Annotated in this window: 21 protein-coding genes; 15 read left to right on the forward strand and 6 right to left on the reverse strand. The window is 42.6% G+C overall.

Going from position 1 to position 22,674, the window contains the following annotated elements; all coding sequences use genetic code 11:
• Window positions 1-108: 108 nt before the first annotated feature.
• Together V7K79_RS10285 and V7K79_RS10290 are read right to left on the reverse strand one after the other, a co-directional pair.
• Window positions 109-1,485, reverse strand: a complete 1,377-nt coding sequence (locus V7K79_RS10285) for a DUF2330 domain-containing protein (RefSeq protein ID WP_335047214.1) — start codon at window positions 1,483-1,485, stop codon at window positions 109-111.
• A gap of 1 nt (window position 1,486) precedes the next feature.
• Window positions 1,487-2,428 carry an RnfABCDGE type electron transport complex subunit D gene (locus tag V7K79_RS10290; protein WP_335047216.1) on the reverse strand — a complete coding sequence of 314 codons (942 nt, stop codon included), beginning with the start codon at window positions 2,426-2,428 and terminating at the stop codon, window positions 1,487-1,489.
• 240 nt (window positions 2,429-2,668) lie between these two features.
• Between V7K79_RS10290 and V7K79_RS10295 the strand changes: the two genes are divergently transcribed.
• Window positions 2,669-3,346: a polysaccharide deacetylase family protein gene (locus tag V7K79_RS10295; protein WP_335047218.1), complete on the forward strand. Its 678-nt coding sequence runs from the start codon at window positions 2,669-2,671 to the stop codon at window positions 3,344-3,346.
• Window positions 3,347-3,539: 193 nt separating this feature from the next.
• On the opposite strand, the gene V7K79_RS10300 is transcribed toward V7K79_RS10295, so the two are convergent.
• Entirely contained in the window at window positions 3,540-3,971 is a 432-nt protein-coding gene (locus V7K79_RS10300; RefSeq protein WP_335047220.1) for a DUF6006 family protein, read from the reverse strand.
• 312 nt (window positions 3,972-4,283) lie between these two features.
• Here V7K79_RS10300 and V7K79_RS10305 point away from each other — a divergent pair, with 312 nt between their 5' ends.
• Entirely contained in the window at window positions 4,284-4,478 is a 195-nt protein-coding gene (locus tag V7K79_RS10305) for a hypothetical protein (protein ID WP_335047222.1), read from the forward strand.
• On the opposite strand, the gene V7K79_RS10310 is transcribed toward V7K79_RS10305, so the two are convergent.
• A complete protein-coding gene (locus V7K79_RS10310) occupies window positions 4,475-5,452 on the reverse strand; it encodes a carbohydrate kinase family protein (RefSeq protein ID WP_335047224.1) in 978 nt (325 codons plus the stop codon). The genes V7K79_RS10305 and V7K79_RS10310 overlap by 4 nt on opposite strands.
• A gap of 363 nt (window positions 5,453-5,815) precedes the next feature.
• Between V7K79_RS10310 and V7K79_RS10315 the strand changes: the two genes are divergently transcribed.
• From V7K79_RS10315 to rfbB, 4 genes are all read left to right on the forward strand, one after another.
• Window positions 5,816-6,079: a helix-turn-helix domain-containing protein gene (locus V7K79_RS10315; protein WP_335047317.1), complete on the forward strand. Its 264-nt coding sequence runs from the start codon at window positions 5,816-5,818 to the stop codon at window positions 6,077-6,079.
• 588 nt (window positions 6,080-6,667) lie between these two features.
• Window positions 6,668-7,369 (forward strand): DUF6391 domain-containing protein, encoded by a 702-nt coding sequence (locus V7K79_RS10320; RefSeq protein ID WP_335047226.1) that lies wholly within the window; start codon window positions 6,668-6,670, stop codon window positions 7,367-7,369.
• 77 nt (window positions 7,370-7,446) lie between these two features.
• Entirely contained in the window at window positions 7,447-8,442 is a 996-nt protein-coding gene (locus V7K79_RS10325; RefSeq protein ID WP_335047228.1) for a glycosyltransferase, read from the forward strand.
• A 154-nt stretch (window positions 8,443-8,596) separates the two neighbouring features.
• Window positions 8,597-9,658 carry a dTDP-glucose 4,6-dehydratase gene (gene rfbB, locus V7K79_RS10330; RefSeq protein ID WP_335047230.1) on the forward strand — a complete coding sequence of 354 codons (1,062 nt, stop codon included), beginning with the start codon at window positions 8,597-8,599 and terminating at the stop codon, window positions 9,656-9,658.
• A gap of 68 nt (window positions 9,659-9,726) precedes the next feature.
• Here the strand turns inward: rfbB and V7K79_RS10335 are convergent, their stop codons facing one another.
• Window positions 9,727-9,960, reverse strand: coding sequence for a helix-turn-helix transcriptional regulator (locus V7K79_RS10335; protein ID WP_335047232.1), 234 nt, complete (start codon window positions 9,958-9,960; stop codon window positions 9,727-9,729).
• 378 nt (window positions 9,961-10,338) lie between these two features.
• On the opposite strand from V7K79_RS10335, the gene V7K79_RS10340 reads away from it, so the two are divergent.
• Window positions 10,339-11,532, forward strand: a complete 1,194-nt coding sequence (locus V7K79_RS10340) for a serine/threonine protein kinase (RefSeq protein ID WP_335047234.1) — start codon at window positions 10,339-10,341, stop codon at window positions 11,530-11,532.
• A gap of 130 nt (window positions 11,533-11,662) precedes the next feature.
• Here V7K79_RS10340 and msrA read toward each other — a convergent pair whose 3' ends face one another.
• Window positions 11,663-12,328, reverse strand: coding sequence for a peptide-methionine (S)-S-oxide reductase MsrA (gene msrA / locus V7K79_RS10345; protein WP_335047237.1), 666 nt, complete (start codon window positions 12,326-12,328; stop codon window positions 11,663-11,665).
• 686 nt (window positions 12,329-13,014) lie between these two features.
• Here msrA and V7K79_RS10350 point away from each other — a divergent pair.
• From V7K79_RS10350 to V7K79_RS10385, 8 genes are all read left to right on the forward strand, one after another.
• Window positions 13,015-14,580 (forward strand): GAF domain-containing sensor histidine kinase, encoded by a 1,566-nt coding sequence (locus V7K79_RS10350; protein ID WP_335047239.1) that lies wholly within the window; start codon window positions 13,015-13,017, stop codon window positions 14,578-14,580.
• A gap of 668 nt (window positions 14,581-15,248) precedes the next feature.
• Entirely contained in the window at window positions 15,249-15,686 is a 438-nt protein-coding gene (locus V7K79_RS10355) for a YidH family protein (RefSeq protein WP_335047241.1), read from the forward strand.
• 202 nt (window positions 15,687-15,888) lie between these two features.
• Complete coding sequence (locus tag V7K79_RS10360; protein WP_335047243.1) at window positions 15,889-16,740, forward strand: STAS domain-containing protein; 852 nt, start codon at window positions 15,889-15,891, stop codon at window positions 16,738-16,740.
• Window positions 16,741-16,751: 11 nt separating this feature from the next.
• On the forward strand, window positions 16,752-17,165 hold the full coding sequence (locus V7K79_RS10365) for an STAS domain-containing protein (RefSeq protein WP_335047245.1): 414 nt from the start codon (window positions 16,752-16,754) through the stop codon (window positions 17,163-17,165).
• A complete protein-coding gene (locus V7K79_RS10370; RefSeq protein ID WP_335047247.1) occupies window positions 17,152-17,550 on the forward strand; it encodes an anti-sigma regulatory factor in 399 nt (132 codons plus the stop codon). The genes V7K79_RS10365 and V7K79_RS10370 overlap by 14 nt, the downstream gene beginning before the upstream one ends.
• 1 nt (window position 17,551) lies before the next feature.
• Window positions 17,552-18,559: an ATP-binding SpoIIE family protein phosphatase gene (locus V7K79_RS10375; protein WP_335047249.1), complete on the forward strand. Its 1,008-nt coding sequence runs from the start codon at window positions 17,552-17,554 to the stop codon at window positions 18,557-18,559.
• A complete protein-coding gene (locus V7K79_RS10380; RefSeq protein WP_335047251.1) occupies window positions 18,556-20,703 on the forward strand; it encodes an ATP-binding protein in 2,148 nt (715 codons plus the stop codon). Before V7K79_RS10375 ends, V7K79_RS10380 begins: the two co-directional genes overlap by 4 nt.
• Window positions 20,696-22,669: a hybrid sensor histidine kinase/response regulator gene (locus V7K79_RS10385; RefSeq protein ID WP_335047253.1), complete on the forward strand. Its 1,974-nt coding sequence runs from the start codon at window positions 20,696-20,698 to the stop codon at window positions 22,667-22,669. Before V7K79_RS10380 ends, V7K79_RS10385 begins: the two co-directional genes overlap by 8 nt.
• The last annotated feature ends 5 nt before the right edge of the window (window positions 22,670-22,674 follow it).

Below are 22,674 nucleotides of genomic sequence, written 5' to 3' on the forward strand. Positions count from 1 at the left end.
TTTAACTATTCACCAATTCTGACTCCTGAATTCTTACTAAAAAATAAGTAAAGGAAATTATCAAATTTGATTTTTTGAATTATTCTTACTCCTCACTCCCCACCCTGCTTAATACAATCTCAGCCAGGATAAGAAATTTTCCCACCAAGAATATTGCAGATTACCTATACTCAACTTCATTTTGTTGCGAATATCTTGGATTTTCCAGTTGGTTAGTTTAGCTAGAGTTTGCGCCTCTTGTTCAAAACGTTTGGGTAAAGACTGCTTATATTCTCTACCAGCCTGACATTTGAGTTCCCCTTGGAACGGATGTTGCAAAACATAGCGTCCTTGAAAAGATTCAGTGTTAGCAGTTTGTTGAAATATCAAGTCTTCAGGGAATTTGTCGCGGGTATAGCGAACATGCAATCGAGAGATGAAGACGTTACTCCTAGGAGAGGGACGACGAAAGCTAGGGGGTACTGGCAGATTACTTGTAGAATTATCATCAAGCCAAAATACACCTGCTTGCTTGAGTTCTTCTGGAGTTAGAGGTTCAGCAGAACAAGGATCGCAACTACTCATATCCCAAGCGTATTCTAAAAAACCAACTTTCCTGTCTTCTTTGGTGTAGATAGTTTGAAACATGGATTTGTAGAATTCACCAAATTCATCTTTGACAAATAAGGGAATGTTCGCATCAGATGGGATTTTCACCGTCCGGTAGTTAGTGATTTCTGCCTGTCCTTGGGGCGAGAGAATGTAGACAATCAAATCTTGCTCTGTTGTAGCATTGATCATGCCCAAACGAATTGGCAGCATGAATTTAGGCGATTGATAAGAAATTTGTAGCGGACGGAGAAACTGGTAGCCAGATTGCTCAAATTTATCCAAGTTGACTTTAGCAACAAAGAATTTCATAGAGGAGCGAATATAAGGCTGAAGTAACTGTTTCGCACCTTTAGGAATTTTGTAGCCATTGCGTTTAAGCCAAGTTTCCAATCCGCCAGATTCTTTGGCGCTGAGGATCAGGATGTCGTATTCGCCAACGTTAAAACGTGCTTCGACCGTCACACCTAAACTAGCATCGCCCCTTGCACTCGCCGCCTCACTTCTCGGTGCTGCTGACGCTGGTGCTGCTGATAACTCTCTATCGTAAACTGGGGCACAAGGATCTGAGTCAAAATATTCTACCAATCGCGGCGCACTAAAAGCATCTAGGCGCTCGATAATCTTCGGTTCAGTGACGCGAACTTGCTCTTTTTGCAGCACCGTTGGCACTGGTACTACCATTGCAAAATCTTTGACTTCGCCTTGAAAGTCGTTTGCCATTGTTAGGATAGTGCGATCGCCATCCCGCGCTATTACGACTTGAGAAGCTTTGTTATACAGTTTTGTATCAGCTTTGGCTACATAAAATCCACAAAATGCCCAAGCTGCGGGTGCAAAGCACAAAACAGCTACAATTGCTAACAATAATGGTGTTAAAAGTCGAAAAAACTTCATTTTATACCTCTACTTTTTTAGTGCTGAGTGGTGAGTTAGGAGTTAGGAATGCTGAGTAAGAAGTTACCCCTACTCCCTCTGCCTCCCCTGCTTCCCCTGCTCCTTCATCTCCTTCTTGCCAAGCAAACCTTGGGGCTAACCAGAGAATATCTAGCAAGATGCTCAACGGTGCAAGAGCAAACAGCGCCCAGAAAACTGCTGTAGAAACAAAGAAATAATTTCGCAGGATAAAAGTTAAGCCAGCGATACAAACTGCCCAAACTACACGTCCAATTCGGGAATTGGGAATCGATCGCGGATCTGTAATCATAAATAGGGCGAACAGCAGCAAAGACCCGCTCATCAATCGATGCCAATAAACATCCCAAGTCCAACCCAGCCAGAGGTTGCGAATCGCTTCTAGCAAAGAGTAAGCACTCAAAAAAGCTGCTGTGGTGTCCCAGCGACCGATGCGCTGCAAAATCATCCCGCCAGTACCGAGAAATAATAGCCCATACCACCACTCTTCACCCCATTGTCCCGGCGAAACCCAAGCATCGGGAGTGAGAATCAAGGCAGATATGATGCCAAAATTGGCGGGATTGAAGAAATGCTTATCGCCAAATTGGAAGATAAATTTGCTAGCGATCGCAATTGCTGCGGCTATTGCCATTGTTGTCCAGTGGTCAGCTCGCAATAGTAAACTGAGTCCCAGTGAGGTAATTAAAGCACTACGAAGATTTGGGCTTTGTCCTACCCTGCGGGAAGCCGCTGGCGCGTCTATGTTGTCTGCTAATGACCAGTGACCAATGACTAATGACAATATCCATTGAGTTGCAAGACAAGTGGCGATCGCTACCCCAACTAATTCTGGTCGCAGCGTCCAATCTCGTGTACCGATTCCCAAGACTAGGAACAAGCCAAGAAATAGAATTTGATAATCTCGTATATCTTTGAGCAACATTACCCTTTTATTCAGGGATTTCCCGTAGATTTCTCATCAATTTAGACGAGTAATAGCTCAAATAGCATTGCTGTTACAGATTTTGTTACAAAGCATCCCCACTCTTTGCGCTTTCTTGATAAAAGGTCTAGTCTGCGAAGGAATCCAATTTGGGTAGAATATTAAGGCATTGTATTGGGGTGGTATCGCAGTTTCCTAAGCAAAACCTACAAAAAGTTGTCAGCAGCAGATAAACGCAAAATGCAACTAGCTCCCCTGTTCCCAATTTTCTACCGCATTCTCCAGCCGAGTTTTCCCAACTGCCTTTGGGGTGGAAATTCTCATATTAAAGCGATCGCACTCACATTTGATGATGGGCCCCATCTGCAATACACGCCCGAAGTCTTGGCAGTGTTAGATCGTTACAAGATTACAGCGAGTTTTTTTTGGTTAGGTGTTTGCGTCAACCGTTGGCCAGCTATTGCGAAAGCCGTTAGCGATCGCGGACACTGGATCGGATTGCATGGCTACGATCATCGCTCTTTTCCCATGCTTTCCCCAAATGACCTGAAGGAAAGTTTAGAAAAAACCCAAGCTGCCATTTACAATGCCTGCAACCTACAACCTGAACAAGTGCGAGATGTCCGCCCTCCCAATGGTTTATTTACACCTGCTACTTTAAAATTGTTCTCTCAGTGGAATTACCGCCCAGTTATGTGGAGCGTTGTACCAGAAGATTGGGTGCGCCCAGGTGTCACCACAGTGGTAGAGCGAATTATGCAGCAGGTGAAAAATGGTTCAATAATTGTTTTGCATGATGGTGCTTGTGGTGGACAAGATGTTGCTGCCACAATTCAAATTCTGATTCCGCAACTCCTACAACAAGGTTATAAGTTTGTAACTGTTGAGACTCTGTGGCAGCAAGCTCAGGCTAACTAAAGTATTAACCTGTTAAGTTACACCAGAATTCAAGTATTTGAACCACATCTGTTGTAGAGGCGTAAGTACTTGCGCCCCTACCACGTGGTCTATTTACCTGAAAATAACTGTAAATAAAAATCTAGTACTGGCGTGTTTATTACTCAAAATTAGCCTGAGCTTATTTACATATTTTGCATAATTTAGCAAATGTTTATCTGCGATTACGACATTGTAGTGGGTAGTGTTTACCCCGCCATGTCGTCCAACCATCTGCGATTTTAGTAAGAATGTTGTATTTGAGATACCAGTTATCTTGTTCTGCACCTAAATAACGAATACCTAAATCCTGTCTTTGTGTGCTAGAAAAACGTTTTCCTAAAGGAACCCAGGCACTACCGTTATCACTAAACCGCCCAACGAGACGGACACCAGAAGTAGTAGAGCAAACATCACCATTACAACTAGTTTGTGGGTCATCGACTACTTTCCACTGCATTTTGGCTGGTCTACCATCAATATTACAATCCCAGAGACCAAAGAACCACTCACCAGCAATTTGACTGGCTTTAGCATGACTAGATGCCAATACTAAACTTGCAGGAACAATCGCCAAGCCCAAAAGCCATTTTGTAATGTTTTTCATAATGCTTTAGCCATACCTTAAGCTAATGTATAGTTTCTATTAATTTTATAGATATCAGTATTACTGTTTATGCAGATAATAGAAGTATAAAGATTTCATATTTTTTGCGCATAGACTGCGACACTTCTGTGTTTGTGCAACTGAACGAATTAATCAATTACAAACAGGTGAACTGTTATACAGCAGATTTTAAGGAAAGTGAGATAGATAACGATTCGTCTGTTACACAGGTATAAAGCGTGTTTTACTCTCGAATTCTGAATTCTGCTGTATTTAGCTAACAAATTTTAAAATCCATCTGATCTCAGTGCATTGCTCTTATGCACTGAGGATAATTTAGAACTTTTAAAAGTAAAAATTGAGCGCGTTAACCCAGTCCCGACACCTCTCCAACTACGTTTATTGTGTAATATGACCGCAGAATGGCATAAGGATTTTCGTCCATTTTCTAGTTGGGAGTATCAGCCTTTGGTGGCTGATATCCCAGTGGCTTATGCTAGTTCCTAAAGTTGATGTGCGGCGAGAAAAGCTTCGACTTCAGCAGCAGTAGGTTGAGAAGCGATCGCACCTGGTTTAATAGTAGTCAGTGCCCCAACAGCACTGGCATAAGTGACAATGCGTTTTGCGGTTTCTGCATCTCGCAAACTGTGGATACCATACTGACTTAGTTGGTGGATGAAACCTGCCAAAAAGCTATCTCCTGCACCAGTTGTATCAACTACAGGGATAGAAAACGAGGGTAATTTGCCTTCGTTCTCACCCAGACAATAAGTGCAGCCGTTTTCCCCATCTGTCACCAGTACGCCTTCAATTGAAGCTAGACGATAAGTGATAGCTCCGGGATCTGCGGTTTCAAATAGCCATTCAGCTTCTTCTTTGGAAAGTTTGAGGAAATCAACTCGCTTAAATAATTCTGGAATTTTTTGATGGGCAATGTTTGGCTCTTTCCAAAATACAGGACGCCAGTTGACATCTAGTATAATCTTTAAGTCGTAATGTTCTGCTAACTCTAAAGCGCGATGAATTGCCTCTTCACTTTCAGGATAGGCTAATTCTAAAGTACCCAAAACTAGAAAATCTGCCTGTTGAAACAGCGAATCTGACAATTTTTTAGCTTGCAGGCGAGTATCAGCAAATTCTGCGGTATCGTACTGACCAAATCCGGCAAAGGTGCGATCGCCAGCCAGATCCCGTGTAACATAAACTTGCCGTGTTGGTGCTGTGGGATGGCGTTGTACTCCCGTCGTTTCTACACCTACATCTTGTAATAGCTTGACCAGTGCATTCCCTGGCTCATCTTCGCCAACGGCTCCGATAAATCCCGTTGACATTCCCAGTTTGACTAAAGCACAGGCTACATTAGCTGGTGCCCCTCCTGGGTAGGGAGTCCAAGATTTCACTTCTTCTAGCTTTAGCCCTAATTGATCGGCTAAACAATCAAACAAAATTTCACCAAGGCACAAAACACGGGGATTGCTCATCTCATTTTCAATTCTAGATTTAGATTTAGAATTAGAAATTTACAGTATAAAATCTACAATAGTTTTTGCTAATCTGTCGCCAGTCCTTCATAGAATTAAATAGCAATTTTTACTACTTCTATAGCCTGTATATGCTTCTAATCCTCGCTTATTTTGGATAAGTCCGTAGAGGACATATTTATCAAAATGAGCTATATTTATTACTTAAAATGTCGTGTAGTTTATATTTTTGCCAACTTGAAATCCAAAGAAAATATTGACAATCATATTACTGTTAACACTTGAAACCCCTACCAAGAAAAGAATCTTCTAGAATTAGAAAGAGTGATTAAGTACATATACCAAGGGAGGATAGAAATAGTCATGGCTGGTGGCAAGTCTGAGACCCCCGTTAGTCTGTCAGACAGAGAACTGCAAATTATCGACTTAGTAGCCGCTGGCTTAACTAACCAAGAGATTGCAGGAAAACTGGAGATTAGCAAGCGTACAGTAGATAACCATATCAGTAACATTCTCACTAAGACCGAGACAGAAAATCGAGTAGCCCTTGTCCGCTGGGCTTTACAGTGGGGCAAAGTCTGCTTGAATGATGTGAATTGTTGTACTTTACCTGACCACATTGAATAAATAATTTACTAGTAGAAGCGTAATTGCTTTGGTGTAGTAAATTACAAGTTAGTTTTGAGTTTTACTGATTGTTCCCCTCTTTACACCTTTGTGTCAGTGTGAACACTCTACCAGAAGTTCCGAGTCCTTCACTCAGCCGGAGTTTATATTATTGGAGCCAGCTGGACCCTTGGACTCGGAAACTATAAAGATCAGAATTCTTTTCCAAATTCAGCACAACAGATGTAGGATTGGGGACTGGGGTCTGGGGACTAGGGAGACAAGGGGACAAGGTGACAAGGTGACTAAAGTTAGAACTTGCAACAAGTCTTTCCCTTCCCCTTGTCCCCAATTCTCAAGAGTCCCCAAGTCTCTTCCCAATGCCAATGCCCTTCAGGAGTGCTGAGTAAAGAAGTGGAGAATCTCACTTGTTTACTCTAAGCCAAGGAACTCGAAACGGGATAAACGCCCCGCTTTCGCTAACGGAATTGTTTTGCCCCATGCCCTAACTAAACAATCATCTACAAAAATTAGCAACAATTCAGTGGTGCAAGCGCTACATTTGAAAGAAATCTATGTTGCCCCATCGGCTTTGGGAGTAGTGTTCCAATGAATACTTCCGCTTCTTTTCAGGGTAGGTTGTCTCCCTTTGAATTTTTTAACTTTGATTTTATGATACCTGTATCTGAAAGGGTTCCAAGTTTGGAAGACCAATCTTCAGACTTTTGGCAACCGACACAGGATGCCGACTTACTCAGACAGCTATCGTTTATTCCAGGGTTGAAAGAAATTTTGATGCTGCGGCAAGTTCATGCCTTAGAACATGCTACTGTTTGGGTTCTTAGCGAGTCAAAAAACGCCTATCCTGCTCCAACAGAATCCACAAACGTTCAACTAGATAATGAACTATTAGGCGGTTTATCTACTGAGCAGGGATTCTATCTCTATGGTGAGGTAAATATTAGTGATTTGCGGCGTGCAGTCACACTTGCTCGATATCGCATTACCAGTGGAGAATGGGATTTGGCTGTACATCCCCGTTGTGGCACAAATTTATTAGTAGCAATGCTCTTAACGGCTGGGCTAGCTGTCGGTGTGCATCTATTGCTACCATTTCGACCAATCGAGCAACTTATAGGTTTGGGGGTAGCGGCAACGACAGCCACAGAACTCGCACCTGATTTAGGTTCTATGGCACAGCGTTACTTAACAACTGCCATTCCTTTTAACCTAGCAATTGAAAATATTACCCGTACACGCGACGTTTGGGGGCGTGAGGCACATTTTGTTAAAGTTGGCTGGCAAGAATGAAGAGAGCAAGAGGGGGAAACAATTCAAAATTCAAAATTCAAAATTACTCCCCCACTCCCCACCCCTCTAATAAAATTATGAGAAAACTTTACTTCTTACTCCCCGGTACAGATAGCAAATTTGCCTGTGGTGGTCTTTGGGCTGAGTTAAAAGCACTTAATCTCGCTCAGAATTTCTGTAGTGCTGATGTTGTAACTTATCGTCAACGCGAAAAAGATAAGCTTTTTATTGATGATTTGCTAAAAGAGAAAAATTTAAACGATGTAATTTTTGTGATCAGTTGGGGATTTGATATAGCTCAACTCGTGGCTAAACTTAAGCAATACAATGTCGTTTACCATGCACATAGTGCAGGTTATTCATTTAGACTACCTGCAAGTATTCCAATTATGACTGTTAGCCGCTATACAATGGGATATTGGGGAGAAAAATCACCTAATTCTCTGATTTATTATTTGCCTAATCAAATTTCTGATGAGTTTCAAAATTTAGGTTTAGAACGGGATATTGATGTTTTAGTTCAAGCTCGTAAGTCTTCTGAGTATTTAATAAAAGAATTGATTCCAGCGTTGCAAAAACGTTGTAAAGTATTGGTTGTTGACTCTTATATAGAGGATTTACCTGGATTATTCAACCGAGCTAAGGTTTACCTATATGATTCGGCTGAGTATTGGGCACAACAGCGTGTTAGTGAAGGGTTTGGTTTACAACCAATGGAAGCTATTGCCTGTGGTTGTCAAGTATTTTCTAGTGTCAACGGTGGACTAGCTGATTACTTAGACCCTGGATTTAATTGCTATAAAATTGCTGGATATTCTCAAGAATATGATGTGCAACGTATTTTGAAAGTGATTGAATCTTCAGAAAGTTTTAGCTTATCTGAAGACTTTTTGGTTGGGCATCGGACTGAAAATATTATTAAGCGTTTCCAAGTAATTTTAGATGAGTTAAATGAGTTTTTTGACCACAAAATTTATCAAACATCTAATATTAAGGATTTGACAAAAATCCGGATGGCGAAATTACTCGCTCAGAAGATATATGGGAAGCTGAAGAAGAAATATTTTAAGTAATACAAATAATAAAAACGAACCGCAGAGGCAAGGCAGTGCGCCCTTGCGGTTAAGAGACTTGTTCGCTCTTAGCGTTCCCGTCCCTTGCGCGTCTCTGTCAGGAGAAGGGTAGCAACTGCCGCGCACAGATCACAGAGAGAAGAGAGGAAATTGAATGAATCGGCGGTTATTAGTTACTGGGGGTGCGGGGTTTATTGGGGCGAATTTTGTCCATCATTGGTGTCAGGTTTATCCAGACGATCGCGTGGTAGTGTTAGATGCTCTTACCTACGCGGGAAATCGTCTGAATTTGGCGCCCTTTGAGGGTAGAGATAATTTTCGGTTTGTGCAGGGGGATATTTGCGATCGCACCACTATAGACGAGTTATTATCAACAGAAAATATTGATACCATCGCCCATTTTGCTGCTGAATCTCATGTCGATCGTTCGATTCTTGGGCCAGCTGCTTTTGTGCAAACTAATGTGGTCGGAACTTTCACGCTGTTGGAAGCTTTTCGGCAACATTGGCAGGCGAAAGCACAGCCATCTAATTATCGTTTCCTGCACGTTTCTACTGATGAAGTCTACGGTAGCCTGAGCGCAGATGACGCAGCTTTTTGTGAAACTACAGCCTACGCTCCCAATAGTCCCTATTCAGCTTCAAAAGCTGGTAGCGATCATTTAGTTCGGGCTTATTATCATACTTATCAACTTCCAACTATTATCACAAATTGCTCTAATAATTACGGCCCTTACCAGTTTCCTGAAAAGCTAATTCCCCTGATGTGTATCAACACTTTGATAGGGAAAGCATTACCTGTTTATGGTGATGGGAAAAATGTCCGCGATTGGCTTTATGTGGGCGACCATTGCCGTGCTTTAGATGTAGTAATCAATCACGGAAAACCAGGAGAAACGTACAATATTGGTGGCAATAATGAGGTAGAAAATATTAACCTCGTCCAACTTTTATGTCAGATGATGGATGAATTAGCATCTGATTTACCAGTACAACCAGCAAAGCAGTTGATTACTTTTGTTAAGGATAGACAAGGACATGATCGAAGATATGCAATTAATGCAAACAAAATTAAAACTCAGCTTGGTTGGACGCCTTCAGTAACAATTGCTGAGGGTTTACGTTTAACTGTTGAATGGTATCTCAATCATCGTCATTGGTGGGAACCTCTGCTATCTGCGGAATATCAAGTTTACTATCGCAAAAATTATCTGTAGAATGACCTAAGATGAAGCCGATACTTTGCTTGAAGATTTGTCCAAAACTCTGAAGAAGTACCCAAGGCTTAAGAAAGTTCGATAGCTGTTTCAGGTGTAATTTGCTTGCTTCCCCGAATGATTTCATTGATGGTTTGAACTGGACGCCCTATAATTTCTGCTGAATCTTTCTGTGTCCAGCCACGGGCTTCTAATTCTCGACTTAAAATTTTTCCTGGTGTTAGTACTCTTGCTGGTGCTAACTTCTGGCTCATATTGCTGTCTCCCCTGCTGAAGAAAGTTAGTAGTATAGCCGTAGTCATATAGATTAGGACATAATAACAAGCGTGAATGTCAGGAAGAGTAATATTTTTACCTCCTGCCTCCTGCCTCCTGCTATAGTCTTCGATATCGGCTATCTCATTAATTTTCTGTATACAGGCGAAAACGCGTAAGGATGCTCACAACGCGCCGGAATCGTTGTCTTCTAAATATTCTTGAAATATCTCCGTCAAATAATTGTCGATTTCTCCAGGTATTTGCGGTAATACTCTTCTTCAATTCATTGAGTGTTCTAAATTTTCTCAGGGCTTAGGTACTTTTTTTTCAAAAAATTATTAGGCTGCCACAGTTTATCTAAATAATGACTATGCTTGAATATAAGGGAATTAGATCAACGTAAATTGTCAGCAGGTGTTAAGATGCTGCAACCAGAACAAATATTACAAGATCGTTATCAAATTCAGCGCCAACTCGGCAATAATGGAATTCGTCAAACTTGGCAAGCATTGGATTTACAAGCCTCTGATGGCGAAAATTCGACCGTTGTGGTCAAACTTTTGGCCTTTGGCGGTACTGTCCAGTGGGATGACTTGAAACTTTTTGAGAGGGAAGCACAAATTCTTAAACAGCTAAATCATCCCCGCATTCCTCGATATATAGATTATTTTTGTATCGACGATCGCACACTCTGGTTTGGCTTAATACAAGAATATATTCCTGGTGAGTCACTCAAGGAAAAACTTGCTATTGGCGAAAGGTTTAGTGAAAAGCGAGCGAGAAAAATTGCTGTTGAGGTTTTAAATATTCTCACCTATCTACATGAATTGAATCCTGGGGTGTTGCATAGAGATATTAAACCGAGTAATTTAATTTGGGGGGAAGATAATCAGGTTTATTTAGTTGATTTTGGTGCAGTTCAAGATAAAGCGGCAAGAGAGGGCGTTACTTTTACTGTTGTTGGTACTTATGGTTATGCCCCAATGGAACAATTTGGTGGTCGAGCAGTTGCAGCTTCAGACCTCTATGCATTAGGAGCAACTTTGATTCATTTGCTCACTGGAACTTCTCCCTCTGATTTACCCCAGCAGGATTTGCGACTACAATTTACAGACCGAGTTAACCTCAGTCCTAGTTTTGTTAGTTGGCTACAAAAGTTGATAGAACCCGCTCCCGAACAAAGATTTACTAGTGCTAGCGTTGCGCTGAAGTCCCTAAAATCGGGACTAACTGTCAAATCTGCAAACAAAAATCAGCTTTTGCCGCTAAAAGAAATCATCAACAATTCTGGATGTGGGATAAATAATCACAATGAAACAGTCCCAGAGGAAATTCTCGGTTGGAATTGGGGGGCATTTCTCATGCCTTGGTTGTGGATGTGGACGAATCAAGTCTGGTGTGGGGTATTCTGTTTTATACCAAAGTTTTCGTTGTTTCTCGCGATCGCATTCGGTGCAAAAGGCAATGAATGGGCTTGGAAAAGTAGACGCTGGCGCAGTATTGAACAATTCAAAGCGCATCAAAGAGGCTGGGCGATCGCTGGTATTTTAATTGGAGGGCCGATTAGTATTATGATGTGGGTTCGAGCGATCGCTATACTCAAATCGGCATTTTAATTGGGCATGGGGCATGGGGCATTGGGCATGGAGAAGAGACAAGGGAGAGATTTATTCAATAATTCCCTTTTGTCTCCCTTATTTCCCTTATCTCCCATGTTTCCCACGTCCCCCCTACTTCGTTTAACTACTAACTAACTTGCGATTCAACTACACCCACCGGACAAGATACATTTGTCCCTCCTAAACCACAATACCCATTGGGATTCTTAGCCAGGTATTGCTGATGGTAAGCTTCAGCGTAGTAGAATTCCGGCGCATCCAAGATTTCTGTGGTAATTTTGCCATAACCTGCATCGTTGAGGGCTTGCTGATAAGCTTCCCGCGATGCTTCTGCTTGCTGCTTTTGATTTTCGGAATATACATAAATTCCCGAACGGTATTGAGTGCCGGTATCATTACCTTGACGCATTCCTTGGGTGGGATTGTGGCTTTCCCAAAAGACTTTGAGCAGTTCGGCATAACTAATCACTTTGGGATCAAACACAACCAACACCACTTCATTGTGTCCGGTTCGCCCACTACATACCTCTTCGTATGTAGGATTAGGTGTGAACCCAGCAGCGTAACCGACTGCGGTGGTGTAAACTCCTTTAAGTTGCCAGAATTTGCGTTCTGCACCCCAAAAACAGCCCAAGCCAAAAATTGCCTTTTCTAATCCATCGGGAAAAGGAGGTTTTAAGGGATTCTTGTTGACATAATGCGTAGCGGTTACTGACATAGATTGTGCCCTTCCTGATAAAGCTTCCTCAGGTGTGGGCATAACTGCTTTTTTGCCAAATCCGAATAGTGCCATTGATTTTGACTCTGATATATATCTTTACCTTATTTACTATTGTAAAGATTCTTGCAATCTCTGGTGCTGTAAGTATTAATACTTTAGTTGATATCGAATGTGCAGCGAAGGCGCACCGAGGTCGATTGTGCCAGTTGCGTAAGTCCTGATTCAAATAATTTTGTTCCTCACGACACTATTCTCTTGAGAATTTGCACGCAGGAACTTGAGATTAGTGCAATAGACTTGTCCGTAAATTTAAAACTCAGTCAGTACAAGGGTTTTAAAGAATGCTTATATGTCTTCGCTCAACCTAGCAATCAGGGTTTGAGATAATGGATGATAGTTTAGAGATAAAAAATATGATTTTCAAGTTTTGAGCGTTAACACGATTTAATTATATACAATCTGCGAAAGCTATCTATGGTAAATATTAGATTTTATAAAAATTGAATTTTACATCCTATCTTTAGAATAATTTGCTTTCTAACATTTTTAATGAAGCTGTTTTGAAAAAGCTAAATTATAGCTACAACTTGGTAAAATTAAAATTGATTGCTCAAAAAATTAAAGATAGTCGTTGCGGAGAGACTTAATTATATCAACTAAATTTTTGAATTCTTCATCAAAATTTTAAACAGGATTTAAGAGTTATTTTTAAATCTTAGACTAAATTAGTTATTAATTATTTTAAAAGGTTATAAAAAATGTTGTTACAACCTCGAAACTCCTCGGAAAAAGCTAGTTCCCGATCTGTGAAACTCTTACGAAGAAAAGTACTCCTCAAAGCAGCGTCATCCCAAAAAATTATCGCTATTACCGTTGAGAAAATTCGTCAGTCTCTTGATTTAGAATATATTTTCCAAACAACCACTCAAGAAATTAGACAATTGTTTAACTCTGACCGCGTAATTTTATATCGTTTCAATCCCGATTGGAGTGGAACAATTGTATCTGAATCCTTAGCACAAGGGTGGTTATCTCTGATTCAGCAACAGGTGCATCAACCAGAATTAGTAGAAAATGTCAGTGAATGTAGCTTGAAAAACTTATCTATTCCTCCAATTGTAGATACTTACTTACAATCTACACGAGGAGGACGCTTTTCTCAAAATGAAACCTATCGCGTTTGTGACGATATTTACAGTGCTGGCTTTAGTAAGTGCTACCTCTCCATTCTAGAGCAATATCAGGCAAGAGCTTATGTAATTACCGCTATTTATCAAAATCAACAACTTTGGGGGCTGCTAGCAGTTTACCAGAACGATTTGCCTCGAAAATGGCAAACAGATGAAGTATATATACTGACGCAAATTGCTTCTCAATTAGGTATAGCATTGCAGCAGGCAGAATTACTCAAACAAACTTTTACTCAAAAGCAAGAACTCGCTGCAACTCTCAAAGACCTACAGCAGGCTCAAGCTCAGTTAATTCAAAATGAGAAAATGGTTAGTTTAGGGCAATTAGTAGCTGGAATTGCCCATGAAATTAACAACCCAGTTAGCTTTATTTACGGCAACCTCAAACCGGCTGATGAATATACCCAAAATTTATTTTCACTTTTAGACCTCTACCAAAAACATTATCCTCAATCAGTCAAGGCAATTGAGGAGTTTTCAAATCAAATTGAACTAGATTTCTTAAGGTCAGACTTCCCTAAATTATTCAAGTCGATGATGATGGGAGCAGAGCGGATTCGAGAGATTATACTATCTTTGCGGACTTTCTCACGCTTAGACGAAGCTGAGATGAAAGCGGTTGATATCCATGAGGGAATTGATAGTACAATGATGATTATCCAAAGCCGCCTTAAACCTACCGATCAACGCCCGCAAATTGATATAATTAAAGAATACGACAACCTTCCTTTGGTTGAATGTTATTCTGGGCAGTTAAACCAAGTATTTCTGAATATTTTAGTGAATGCGATCGATGCTTTAGAAGATTCAATACTAAAAGGTCGCTGGCCAACAAAACACAATATTTTGGATAATCCCCGAATTTATATTCGTACTCAATTACTAACGCCAAATCAAGTCACAATTCGCATTGCTGATAATGGACTGGGAATACCGGAAGATATTCAAAAAGAAATATTTAATCCCTTTTTTACAACTAAGCCCGTTGGACAAGGTACGGGGATGGGACTGGCTATTAGTTACCAAATTATCACACAAAGACATAATGGTTCTCTAGAATGCATTTCTCAACCAGGAGTTGGTACTGAGTTTGTTATTCGCATTCCCCTAATTCAGCAAAGTCAAATTTTTTAAGCTTGATCTTATATCTCTACCTTTTGAATAGAGCTTTGTAAGCAAGTCAGAAATATTTTCACAAGAGTAGTCAAGGAGTAGGCAGGTTGCTAAATATAAAGCTTTATACTTGCGACAATCAAAGATTGAAGCCATCACTTACAGGTACTCCCATATCTGTATTTTTGGCTCTTTCCTTGTACCCATTTAATTACGAATTATGCCGTTAGTGATTATTTGGTCATTCACCACTTGACTTGAAGTCTACTATCGCCATCCCTTCAACTCCTCTACTGAGGGACAATCAATCATGCACTGCTGTCGAAAGTGCAGTGCGATGTATACTAAAAAACCGCCACTTCGTTGTCTACGCACATCAAATACAATAACCTGCTCCAAAATTCAGTTTCATTAAAAAGTTAAACACGCTTTTTAGCCCTCTTTTGTCACTTTCCGGGAGGGCGATCGCGCTTAAGTCTGATCAGGCAATCAATACAAGCTACACTATTGTAAAAAAATCGGTCTTGTATTTGTTATTAGAAAATAATTGCGCGATGCCTGCGGTAAATGCTCGCCTACGCCTGCTATACAAAAACTCTAGAATTCAGAAATGGCAAAAGTTTTCGATGAGTGACAGAACAGGGATATTATAAATACTTTTAAAGGTAAATTGGCGTCAGAAGATACTCATGGATAAAATACCAAAAATTGACCGTCAAAGAGAGCATCAGGCGAACGAACGTACATTTTTGGCTTGGTTACGCACTTCTATTGCATTAATTGGCTTTGGTTTTGCGATCGCGCGATTTGGTATATTTCTGCGTCAGTTGAATATTGCGATTATTCAACAAGAACCTCCGGTAAGTCCATTATCTAACTCAGAAAATTTGGGTATTGCTTTGGTAATTTTTGGAATTTCGACTATTGCCTTAGCTGCGTGGCGATACAACCAAATTTTCTGGCAAATTGAACGAGGCGACTATAGACCAAATAGGTTAATGGTTTGGATAATGACTGGAGTAGTAATTATTTTAGGATTTTTCAGTATTCCTTTACTCTTAAGGCGCGATAAAGTACCTTCTCGTTCTCCAGTTCCCATTCAACCACAGTCTCGAAATTTACATTAAATACACTTTTTAGACGCTCGCATTTTTTTGTAACTTTTTGCCGATTCTCAATCAACCTTGGCAATGGCTCTATGTCTGCCCAATTTATCGCACTTCATATCTAGCAAGCTTTTAGGCTTTTTGTAATCATTCCTTTCACCTTGGGCTGAATCGTCATACACTGATTTTGAACTAATGAAAGCGGTTGCCCCTTACAGAAACGATGAGTGAAAGTAAGATATCAGAGATATTAGAAACCTTCGAGACAGAACTGCTGTCAGAGTGGACTCAGGAACTAGCTGTGATCAATATTCGCAGAGGCTTGATTAAAGAAGCCCAGCTAAAAGAGGAGTGCCAAGAATTCTTGAGTTTGTTTAAGGTTGCCGTTGGGCGGGGCAACTTTACTAATATTCAAGCAGCCCAGTGGCAGGAAATGCGGGAGATGCTAACTAGCATTTCTCGATCGCGATCGCAAAATGGCTTCACGCCATCAGAAACGGCTACATTCGTCTTTTCGTTCAAGCAAACCCTCTTCCAGCGAATGCGTGAGCAATTTAAAGACCCCACTGAATTGGGTGACAATATCTGGATAGCCACAAACTTACTGGATCGGCTAGGATTGCTGACAATTGAAGTGTATCAAAAGACGCGGGAAGAAGTGATTTTGCAACAGCAGGAAGAGTTAATGGAACTGTCTACCCCAGTGGTTAAACTTTGGGAGGGAATTTTGGCATTGCCGATAATCGGCACCCTGGATAGTGCCCGCACTCAAATAATGATGGAGTCGTTATTGCAGAAAATTGTCGAAACCGGTTCGGAAGTTGCCATCATTGACATTACCGGCGTTCCCACTGTTGATACCTTAACTGCTCAACATCTGCTCAAGACTGTTACCGCCGCCCGTCTCATGGGAGCCGATTGTCTGATCAGTGGCATTCGTCCTCAAATTGCCCAAACCATCGTTTATCTTGGCATTGATTTGACTAATGTAGTCACCAAAGCAACGTTAGCCGATGCCTTTCTCACGGCACTAAAACAGTTGGGAGCAACCATTACCCACTCTCAATCCAAATAGGTGGATAGGAAATGGAACGCATTCCTATACTGAAAATGGGCAATTTCCTGCTGGTGACGATCCAGGTAGATATGCACGATCGCCTTGCCCTGACGCTACAGGAAGACCTGACCAACAGCATTACTCAAACTCAAGCTCAGGGTGTGCTGATTGATATTTCTGGATTAGAGATTGTTGATTCCTTCATTGGGAGGATTTTAGGCAACATCGCCAGAATATCACGGGTGCTGGATGCTGAGACAGTTGTTGTCGGGATGCAGCCTGCTGTAGCAATTACCTTAGTGGAATTGGGGATGTCGCTAACAGGAATTCGCACTGCCCTAAACGTTGAAAAGGGTATGGCATTGTTGCGATCGTCACTCAATCAAACCACAAATCAAATCACTGCCACCAAACGGCGTGCAGATGACGATGCAGAAGACTGAAACGATTAATATTCAATCTTCTACAGATGTAGTTTTAGTTCGGCAGGCCGTGCGCCAGCTTGCCGTGGAGATTGGCTTTGGCTTAGTAGACCAAACTAAAATTGTGACTGCCGCTAGTGAGTTAGCTCGCAATACCCTAGATTATGGTGGAGGCGGCACAGTAAAACTAGAAACTCTTGAACAAGGAAGACGACGAGGACTCAGGCTAACCTTTGAAGATCGAGGGCCGGGAATTCCTGATATTGAGTTGGCGCTTCGGGATGGGTTCACCACCGGGGGCGGTTTGGGTATGGGGCTGAGTGGTGCCAAACGACTTGCCAACGAGTTTGAAATTCAGTCTGTGGTAGGAGAAGGGACACAGGTAACAATTGTACGATGGAAATAAAATGGGAAAATCTGTTGCCATTACAATTACTGAATCCAGCCAGACCGGAGAAGCTCGTCGAGCTGCGATCGCTTTGGCAACTAAGCTCGGCTTTAAAGAAACTGAACGGAGCAAGGTTGGTATTGTGGTGACAGAGGTTGCTAACAATCTGGTGCAGCACGCCCACGGTGGAGTAGTGCTGCTGCGATCGCTTGAGCAACATTCCAGAATCGGCATTGAAATCTTATCGCTAGATAAAGGACGGGGAATGGTGGATGTGGATCAGTGTTTGCAAGATGGCTTTTCCACAGCCGGAACTTTAGGCAATGGAATGGGGGCAATTCGTCGCCTTTCTGGTTTTTTTGAAATTTACTCCATTCCCAACCAAGGAACAGCGCTTTTGGCTCACCTCTGGCTAGGCCCAGCACCTCATCTGTCTGAAAAGATTTTAGAAATTGGAGCAATCTGTTTGCCCAAACGAGGAGAAGAAGTTTCTGGAGATGCCTGGGCTTGTGAAGTCGATGATTGTCGCAGTCTGTTGTTAGTAGCCGATGGTTTAGGGCATGGGCCTGCGGCTGCTAGTGCTTCGGAAGCAGCCGTGAGAATGTTTCAAGAAAATTATCAGCGTTCTCCTGGTGCGATCGTCGAAGCTGCCCACGCTGCTTTGCGAAGTACACGCGGAGCAGCACTCGCCATTGCCGAAATCGATTTTGAACAACAGTCTCTTTGCTTTGCTGGAATTGGCAATATTGCTGCCAGTATTTTCTCTTTTACTGAGCATCACAATCTGCTGTCTCACACTGGCACGGTCGGACATGAAATCCTCAAAATTCAAGAGTTTAGCTATTCTTGGTATGCCAACGGACTTTTAATTATGCATTCTGACGGATTAGGCGTTAAGTGGCAGCTCGATCGCTATCCAGGGTTGATGCAAAAACATCCCAGTTTGATTGCAGGCGTGCTATATCGAGACTTTAATCGAGAGCGAGACGATGTGACAGTGTTAGTCGCCAAAGGAATGGGCAAATGACAAGCATTTTTACGATCGCCATCCAGTACGAACAGGATGTTGTGCAAGCTCGACAACGAACTCGTGAGATCGCCGAGCAGTTGGGCTTTGATGCTCAAGACCGGGCGCGATTAGCGACGGCAGTTTCCGAAATTGCCCGCAATGCATTTCAATATGGCAAAGGCGGAACGGTCGAATTCTGTGTGGAAGGAGAGCCTCAGGCGTTTTTGGTTCGGATTCAAGATCAAGGTGGGGGCATTCCTGATTTAGCAGACATTTTGAGCGGACGCTACACCTCTAAAACAGGAATGGGGCTAGGCATCGTCGGCACCCGCAAGTTAATGGATTTCTTCGAGATTGAATCGCCGCCGAAGCAAGGAACAACGGTAATAATCGGCAAAAGGTTGTCAAAGCGCACGCCTACTTTCACCGATTTGCAATTGCAGCAGATTCGAGAAACTGTAATTGGGCAATCGCCCGAAAATCCCTATCAAGAAATCCAGCAGCAGAACCAGGAATTACTCCGGGCAATGGCAGAGCTACGCAAGCGTGAGGAAGAACTGAACCAACTCAATCAAGAACTGGAAGATACCAATCGCGGTGTGGTTGCCCTCTATGCAGAACTGGATGAGAAGGCAAGCTCTCTGCAACAGGTAAACGAGCTAAAAACCCGCTTTCTCTCGAACATGAGCCACGAGTTTCGCACACCCCTCAACTCGATTCTCTCCCTCTCTCGGATGCTGCTGGCGCGGATGGATGGCGATTTGACCCTTGAGCAAGAAAAGCAGGTGACATTCATCCAAAAGGCGGCAAGCGGATTATCAGAATTGGTCAATGACTTGCTGGATTTGGCAAAAGTGGAAGCTGGAAAAATTGAAGTGCATCCCAGTTCTTTTGAAGTGAGTGACTTGTTTGGCACGCTACGGGGGATGCTACGCCCATTATTGGTTCAAGGCTCCTCTGTAGCGCTGATTGTCGAGGAACCTGAAGGGATTCCGCCGCTCTATAACGATGAGGGAAAAGTTGCTCAAATTTTGAGAAACTTTGTCTCGAATGCGCTTAAATTTACCGAGCAGGGAGAGGTGCGCGTCAGCGCTGTACAAACGGGTCATAGCGTGACCTTCTCTGTATCTGATACGGGCATCGGCATTGCTCCCGCCGATCAAGAGCGGATTTTTGAGGATTTTATGCAAATTGAGTCACCTCTGCAAAAGCAGGTGAAGGGAACCGGGTTAGGATTGCCGTTATCGCGCAAGCTAGCAGAGCTAATCGGCGGCACCATTTCGATGAAAAGTCAGCCTGGTGAAGGCTCTACCTTTACAGCATTGATTCCGATTGTCTACCCAGATGCCACCGAATTGACCACTGGATTGCAACCAATCGTATTAGTTGAGTCAACTCGCCTGCCCATTTTGGTGGTTGAAGATCATCCAGAAACTCTATTTATTTACGAAAAGCACCTTCAAGAATCAATCTATCAATTGATTGCCACCCGCACCCTCGCTCAGGCAAGGCTTGCCTTACAACAATTTCGACCGACGGCGATTATCCTAGATATTCTGCTGGAGGGGCAAAACGGCTGGACGTTCTTGCGAGAAATCAAAGGAGATGAAACAACTCGCACTATCCCTGTACTCGTGATTACGATCATTGATAACGAGAAGCAAGCACTGGCACTAGGAGCAGACGGTTTTCTAATTAAGCCAGTAGACAGATTGCCGTTGTTGAACAAACTGAATACGCTAATTACTGAGAACAAGCCTCAAAAAGTGTTGTTAATTGACGATGACCCCGCTTATCGGTATATTGTGAAACAATTATTGATAAATACACCGTTGAGTGTTTTAGAAGCCGCAAACGGACAAGAAGGATTAAATTTGGCACAACAAGAGCAGCCAAACGCGATCGTGTTGGACTTGGAGATGCCAGAGATTGGCGGATTTGATGTACTCAAGCAGCTTAAGAACAATTCCCTCACTCAGTCAATTCCTGTGATTGTCCACTCATCTGCTCAACTGGATGCAGAAGCGCAGAACTGGTTAGCGAAACAAAGCATTGCGATTGTTTCCAAAGAAACAGGCTCTCAAAGGACGGCGATCGCTCAACTTCAAGATGCGCTCGTGAAAGCCGGACTTGTTCTCAAGGAAGAAAATAGTCATGTCTGAGCCACGGGTTACGATCCTACATATTGACGATAACGAAGCCAATCGTTACGTTGTTAGCCGTATTTTGCAAAATGCAGGTTTTGGTGTTCAAGAAGCGCCAACCGGAGCGGCAGGATTAAAAGCCGTTGCTAACTTTCAGCCTGACTTAGTAATTTTAGATGTGCAACTACCAGATATCAGTGGCTTTGAAGTTTGTCGGCAAATTAAGGCAAACCCCGAAACGGCTTTTATCCCTGTGCTACACCTTTCTGCAAGTTTTGTCCAAAGTCAAGATAAAGCAGAAGGCTTGGACAGTGGTGCTGATGCCTATTTAGCACAACCCGTTGAACCGATTGAACTGCTTGCCACTGTGCGATCGCTCCTACGAATTCGTCGGGCGGAGGAAGCTGCTTTGTCCTCAGCGCGGGAGTGGCAAACCACCTTTGACTCGATGAAAGATGGCGTATCTTTGGTAGACTCAGAAGGGATAATTCTGCGCTGTAATCGAGCGATGATCAAGCTTTTTGGCAAGCCCTCCCACGAAATCTTGGGTTGTGCTCACCATGAATTGATGGGCGCAGAATTGGGAATCGGCGATGGCGCTTGTTTTCGCCGTGCAAAAGAAACTCATCAACGGCAAAGACTCGAATTACAGTCGCAAGAACGGTGGTTTGCCAAAACGATCGACCCGGTACTTGATGAGCATGGGACTCTCACAGGTGCCGTTTTCACCCTATCTGATATTACCGAACGCAAACGAGCAGAAGCCTTGCTGCAAGAGCAGAACGATCGCCTCAATCAACTGATGATTTCTTTGCAGCAACAGACTGAACAAGCGCAGCAAGCCAACCGCATTAAAGATGAGTTTCTCGCAGTACTATCCCATGAATTGCGATCGCCCCTGAATCCGATTCTAGGTTGGGCAAGAATTCTGCAAAAAAGTCACCAAGACGCAGCTAAAACTCAGTACGCCCTCGAAACCATTGAGCGCAACGCCAAACTGCAAGCACAACTAATCGAAGATTTGCTCGATGTTTCGCGTATTCTCCAAGGTAAATTGAGTTTAAACACACTTCCAGTTGGTTTAACTTTTGCCATCAAAGCTGCCCTTGAAACCGTGCGGCTGGCTGCTGAAGCTAAATCCATTCAGATTCAAACAATATTTGAACCGAACGTTGGACAAGTGTTGGGTGATTCTGGTCGTTTGCAACAAGTTATTTGGAATCTACTCTCTAACGCAATTAAATTTACCTCACAGGGTGGTCGAGTAGAGGTGCGGTTAGAAAGTATAAATGATCAAGTAGATACTCATCCTACGGAATACACTCAAATCACTGTCAGCGACACTGGTAGGGGTATTTCTAGTGACTTTCTGCCCTACGTCTTTGACTACTTCCGTCAAGCCGATGGGACAACGACGCGAAAATTTGGCGGGTTGGGATTAGGGTTAGCGATCGTGCGTCATTTGGTGGAATTGCACGGCGGAACTATTCAAGCAGCCAGTCCTGGAGAAGGGCAAGGAGCAGTGTTTACAGTTAAACTTCCATTGCTCGCGGCTTCAAAATTGAATCAAGATAATACTGCCGATGGCGATCGCTCAGACTTCAATCTCAATGGATTACAAGCGCTGCTTGTAGACGATAACAAAGATTCGCGCGAGTTCATTGCCTTCGTGCTAGAACAGTACGGCGCACAAGTGACTGAAGCGGACTCAGCACATGATGCTCTAAACAGTTTGGAGCAAGCAAAATTTGATTTGTTAATTAGTGATATTGGTATGCCCGATATGGATGGCTACACACTAATTCGTCAAATTAGAAACCAGTCACCCGATCGAGGTGGAGAAATTCCAGCGATCGCCGTAACTGCTTATGCCGGAGAAATCGACCGACAACAAGCACTAGCCGCCGGATTTCAACAGCATATTTCTAAACCAATTGAGCTAGAAGTATTAATACAGGCTATTTTGACTATAGTAACGGTCTAGTAACC

The sequence above is a fragment of the Nostoc sp. genome (assembly GCF_036917575.1).
Classification (GTDB): domain Bacteria; phylum Cyanobacteriota; class Cyanobacteriia; order Cyanobacteriales; family Nostocaceae; genus Nostoc.

Excerpts from the sequence above, each read along its gene's own strand:
- rfbB (WP_335047230.1), top strand. The coding sequence starts at position 8,597 with ATGAATCGGCGGTTATTAGTTACTGGGGGTGCGGGGTTTATTGGGGCG.
- V7K79_RS10365 (WP_335047245.1), top strand. The coding sequence starts at position 16,752 with ATGGAACGCATTCCTATACTGAAAATGGGCAATTTCCTGCTGGTGACG.
- V7K79_RS10370 (WP_335047247.1), top strand. The coding sequence starts at position 17,152 with ATGCAGAAGACTGAAACGATTAATATTCAATCTTCTACAGATGTAGTT.
- msrA (WP_335047237.1), bottom strand. The coding sequence starts at position 12,328 with ATGGCACTATTCGGATTTGGCAAAAAAGCAGTTATGCCCACACCTGAG.
- V7K79_RS10375 (WP_335047249.1), top strand. The coding sequence starts at position 17,552 with ATGGGAAAATCTGTTGCCATTACAATTACTGAATCCAGCCAGACCGGA.
- V7K79_RS10380 (WP_335047251.1), top strand. The coding sequence starts at position 18,556 with ATGACAAGCATTTTTACGATCGCCATCCAGTACGAACAGGATGTTGTG.
- V7K79_RS10335 (WP_335047232.1), bottom strand. The coding sequence starts at position 9,960 with ATGACTACGGCTATACTACTAACTTTCTTCAGCAGGGGAGACAGCAAT.
- V7K79_RS10285 (WP_335047214.1), bottom strand. The coding sequence starts at position 1,485 with ATGAAGTTTTTTCGACTTTTAACACCATTATTGTTAGCAATTGTAGCT.
- V7K79_RS10315 (WP_335047317.1), top strand. The coding sequence starts at position 5,816 with ATGGCTGGTGGCAAGTCTGAGACCCCCGTTAGTCTGTCAGACAGAGAA.
- V7K79_RS10385 (WP_335047253.1), top strand. The coding sequence starts at position 20,696 with ATGTCTGAGCCACGGGTTACGATCCTACATATTGACGATAACGAAGCC.
- V7K79_RS10340 (WP_335047234.1), top strand. The coding sequence starts at position 10,339 with ATGCTGCAACCAGAACAAATATTACAAGATCGTTATCAAATTCAGCGC.
- V7K79_RS10320 (WP_335047226.1), top strand. The coding sequence starts at position 6,668 with ATGAATACTTCCGCTTCTTTTCAGGGTAGGTTGTCTCCCTTTGAATTT.
- V7K79_RS10300 (WP_335047220.1), bottom strand. The coding sequence starts at position 3,971 with ATGAAAAACATTACAAAATGGCTTTTGGGCTTGGCGATTGTTCCTGCA.
- V7K79_RS10350 (WP_335047239.1), top strand. The coding sequence starts at position 13,015 with ATGTTGTTACAACCTCGAAACTCCTCGGAAAAAGCTAGTTCCCGATCT.
- V7K79_RS10290 (WP_335047216.1), bottom strand. The coding sequence starts at position 2,428 with ATGTTGCTCAAAGATATACGAGATTATCAAATTCTATTTCTTGGCTTG.
- V7K79_RS10355 (WP_335047241.1), top strand. The coding sequence starts at position 15,249 with ATGGATAAAATACCAAAAATTGACCGTCAAAGAGAGCATCAGGCGAAC.
- V7K79_RS10325 (WP_335047228.1), top strand. The coding sequence starts at position 7,447 with ATGAGAAAACTTTACTTCTTACTCCCCGGTACAGATAGCAAATTTGCC.
- V7K79_RS10295 (WP_335047218.1), top strand. The coding sequence starts at position 2,669 with ATGCAACTAGCTCCCCTGTTCCCAATTTTCTACCGCATTCTCCAGCCG.
- V7K79_RS10360 (WP_335047243.1), top strand. The coding sequence starts at position 15,889 with ATGAGTGAAAGTAAGATATCAGAGATATTAGAAACCTTCGAGACAGAA.
- V7K79_RS10310 (WP_335047224.1), bottom strand. The coding sequence starts at position 5,452 with ATGAGCAATCCCCGTGTTTTGTGCCTTGGTGAAATTTTGTTTGATTGT.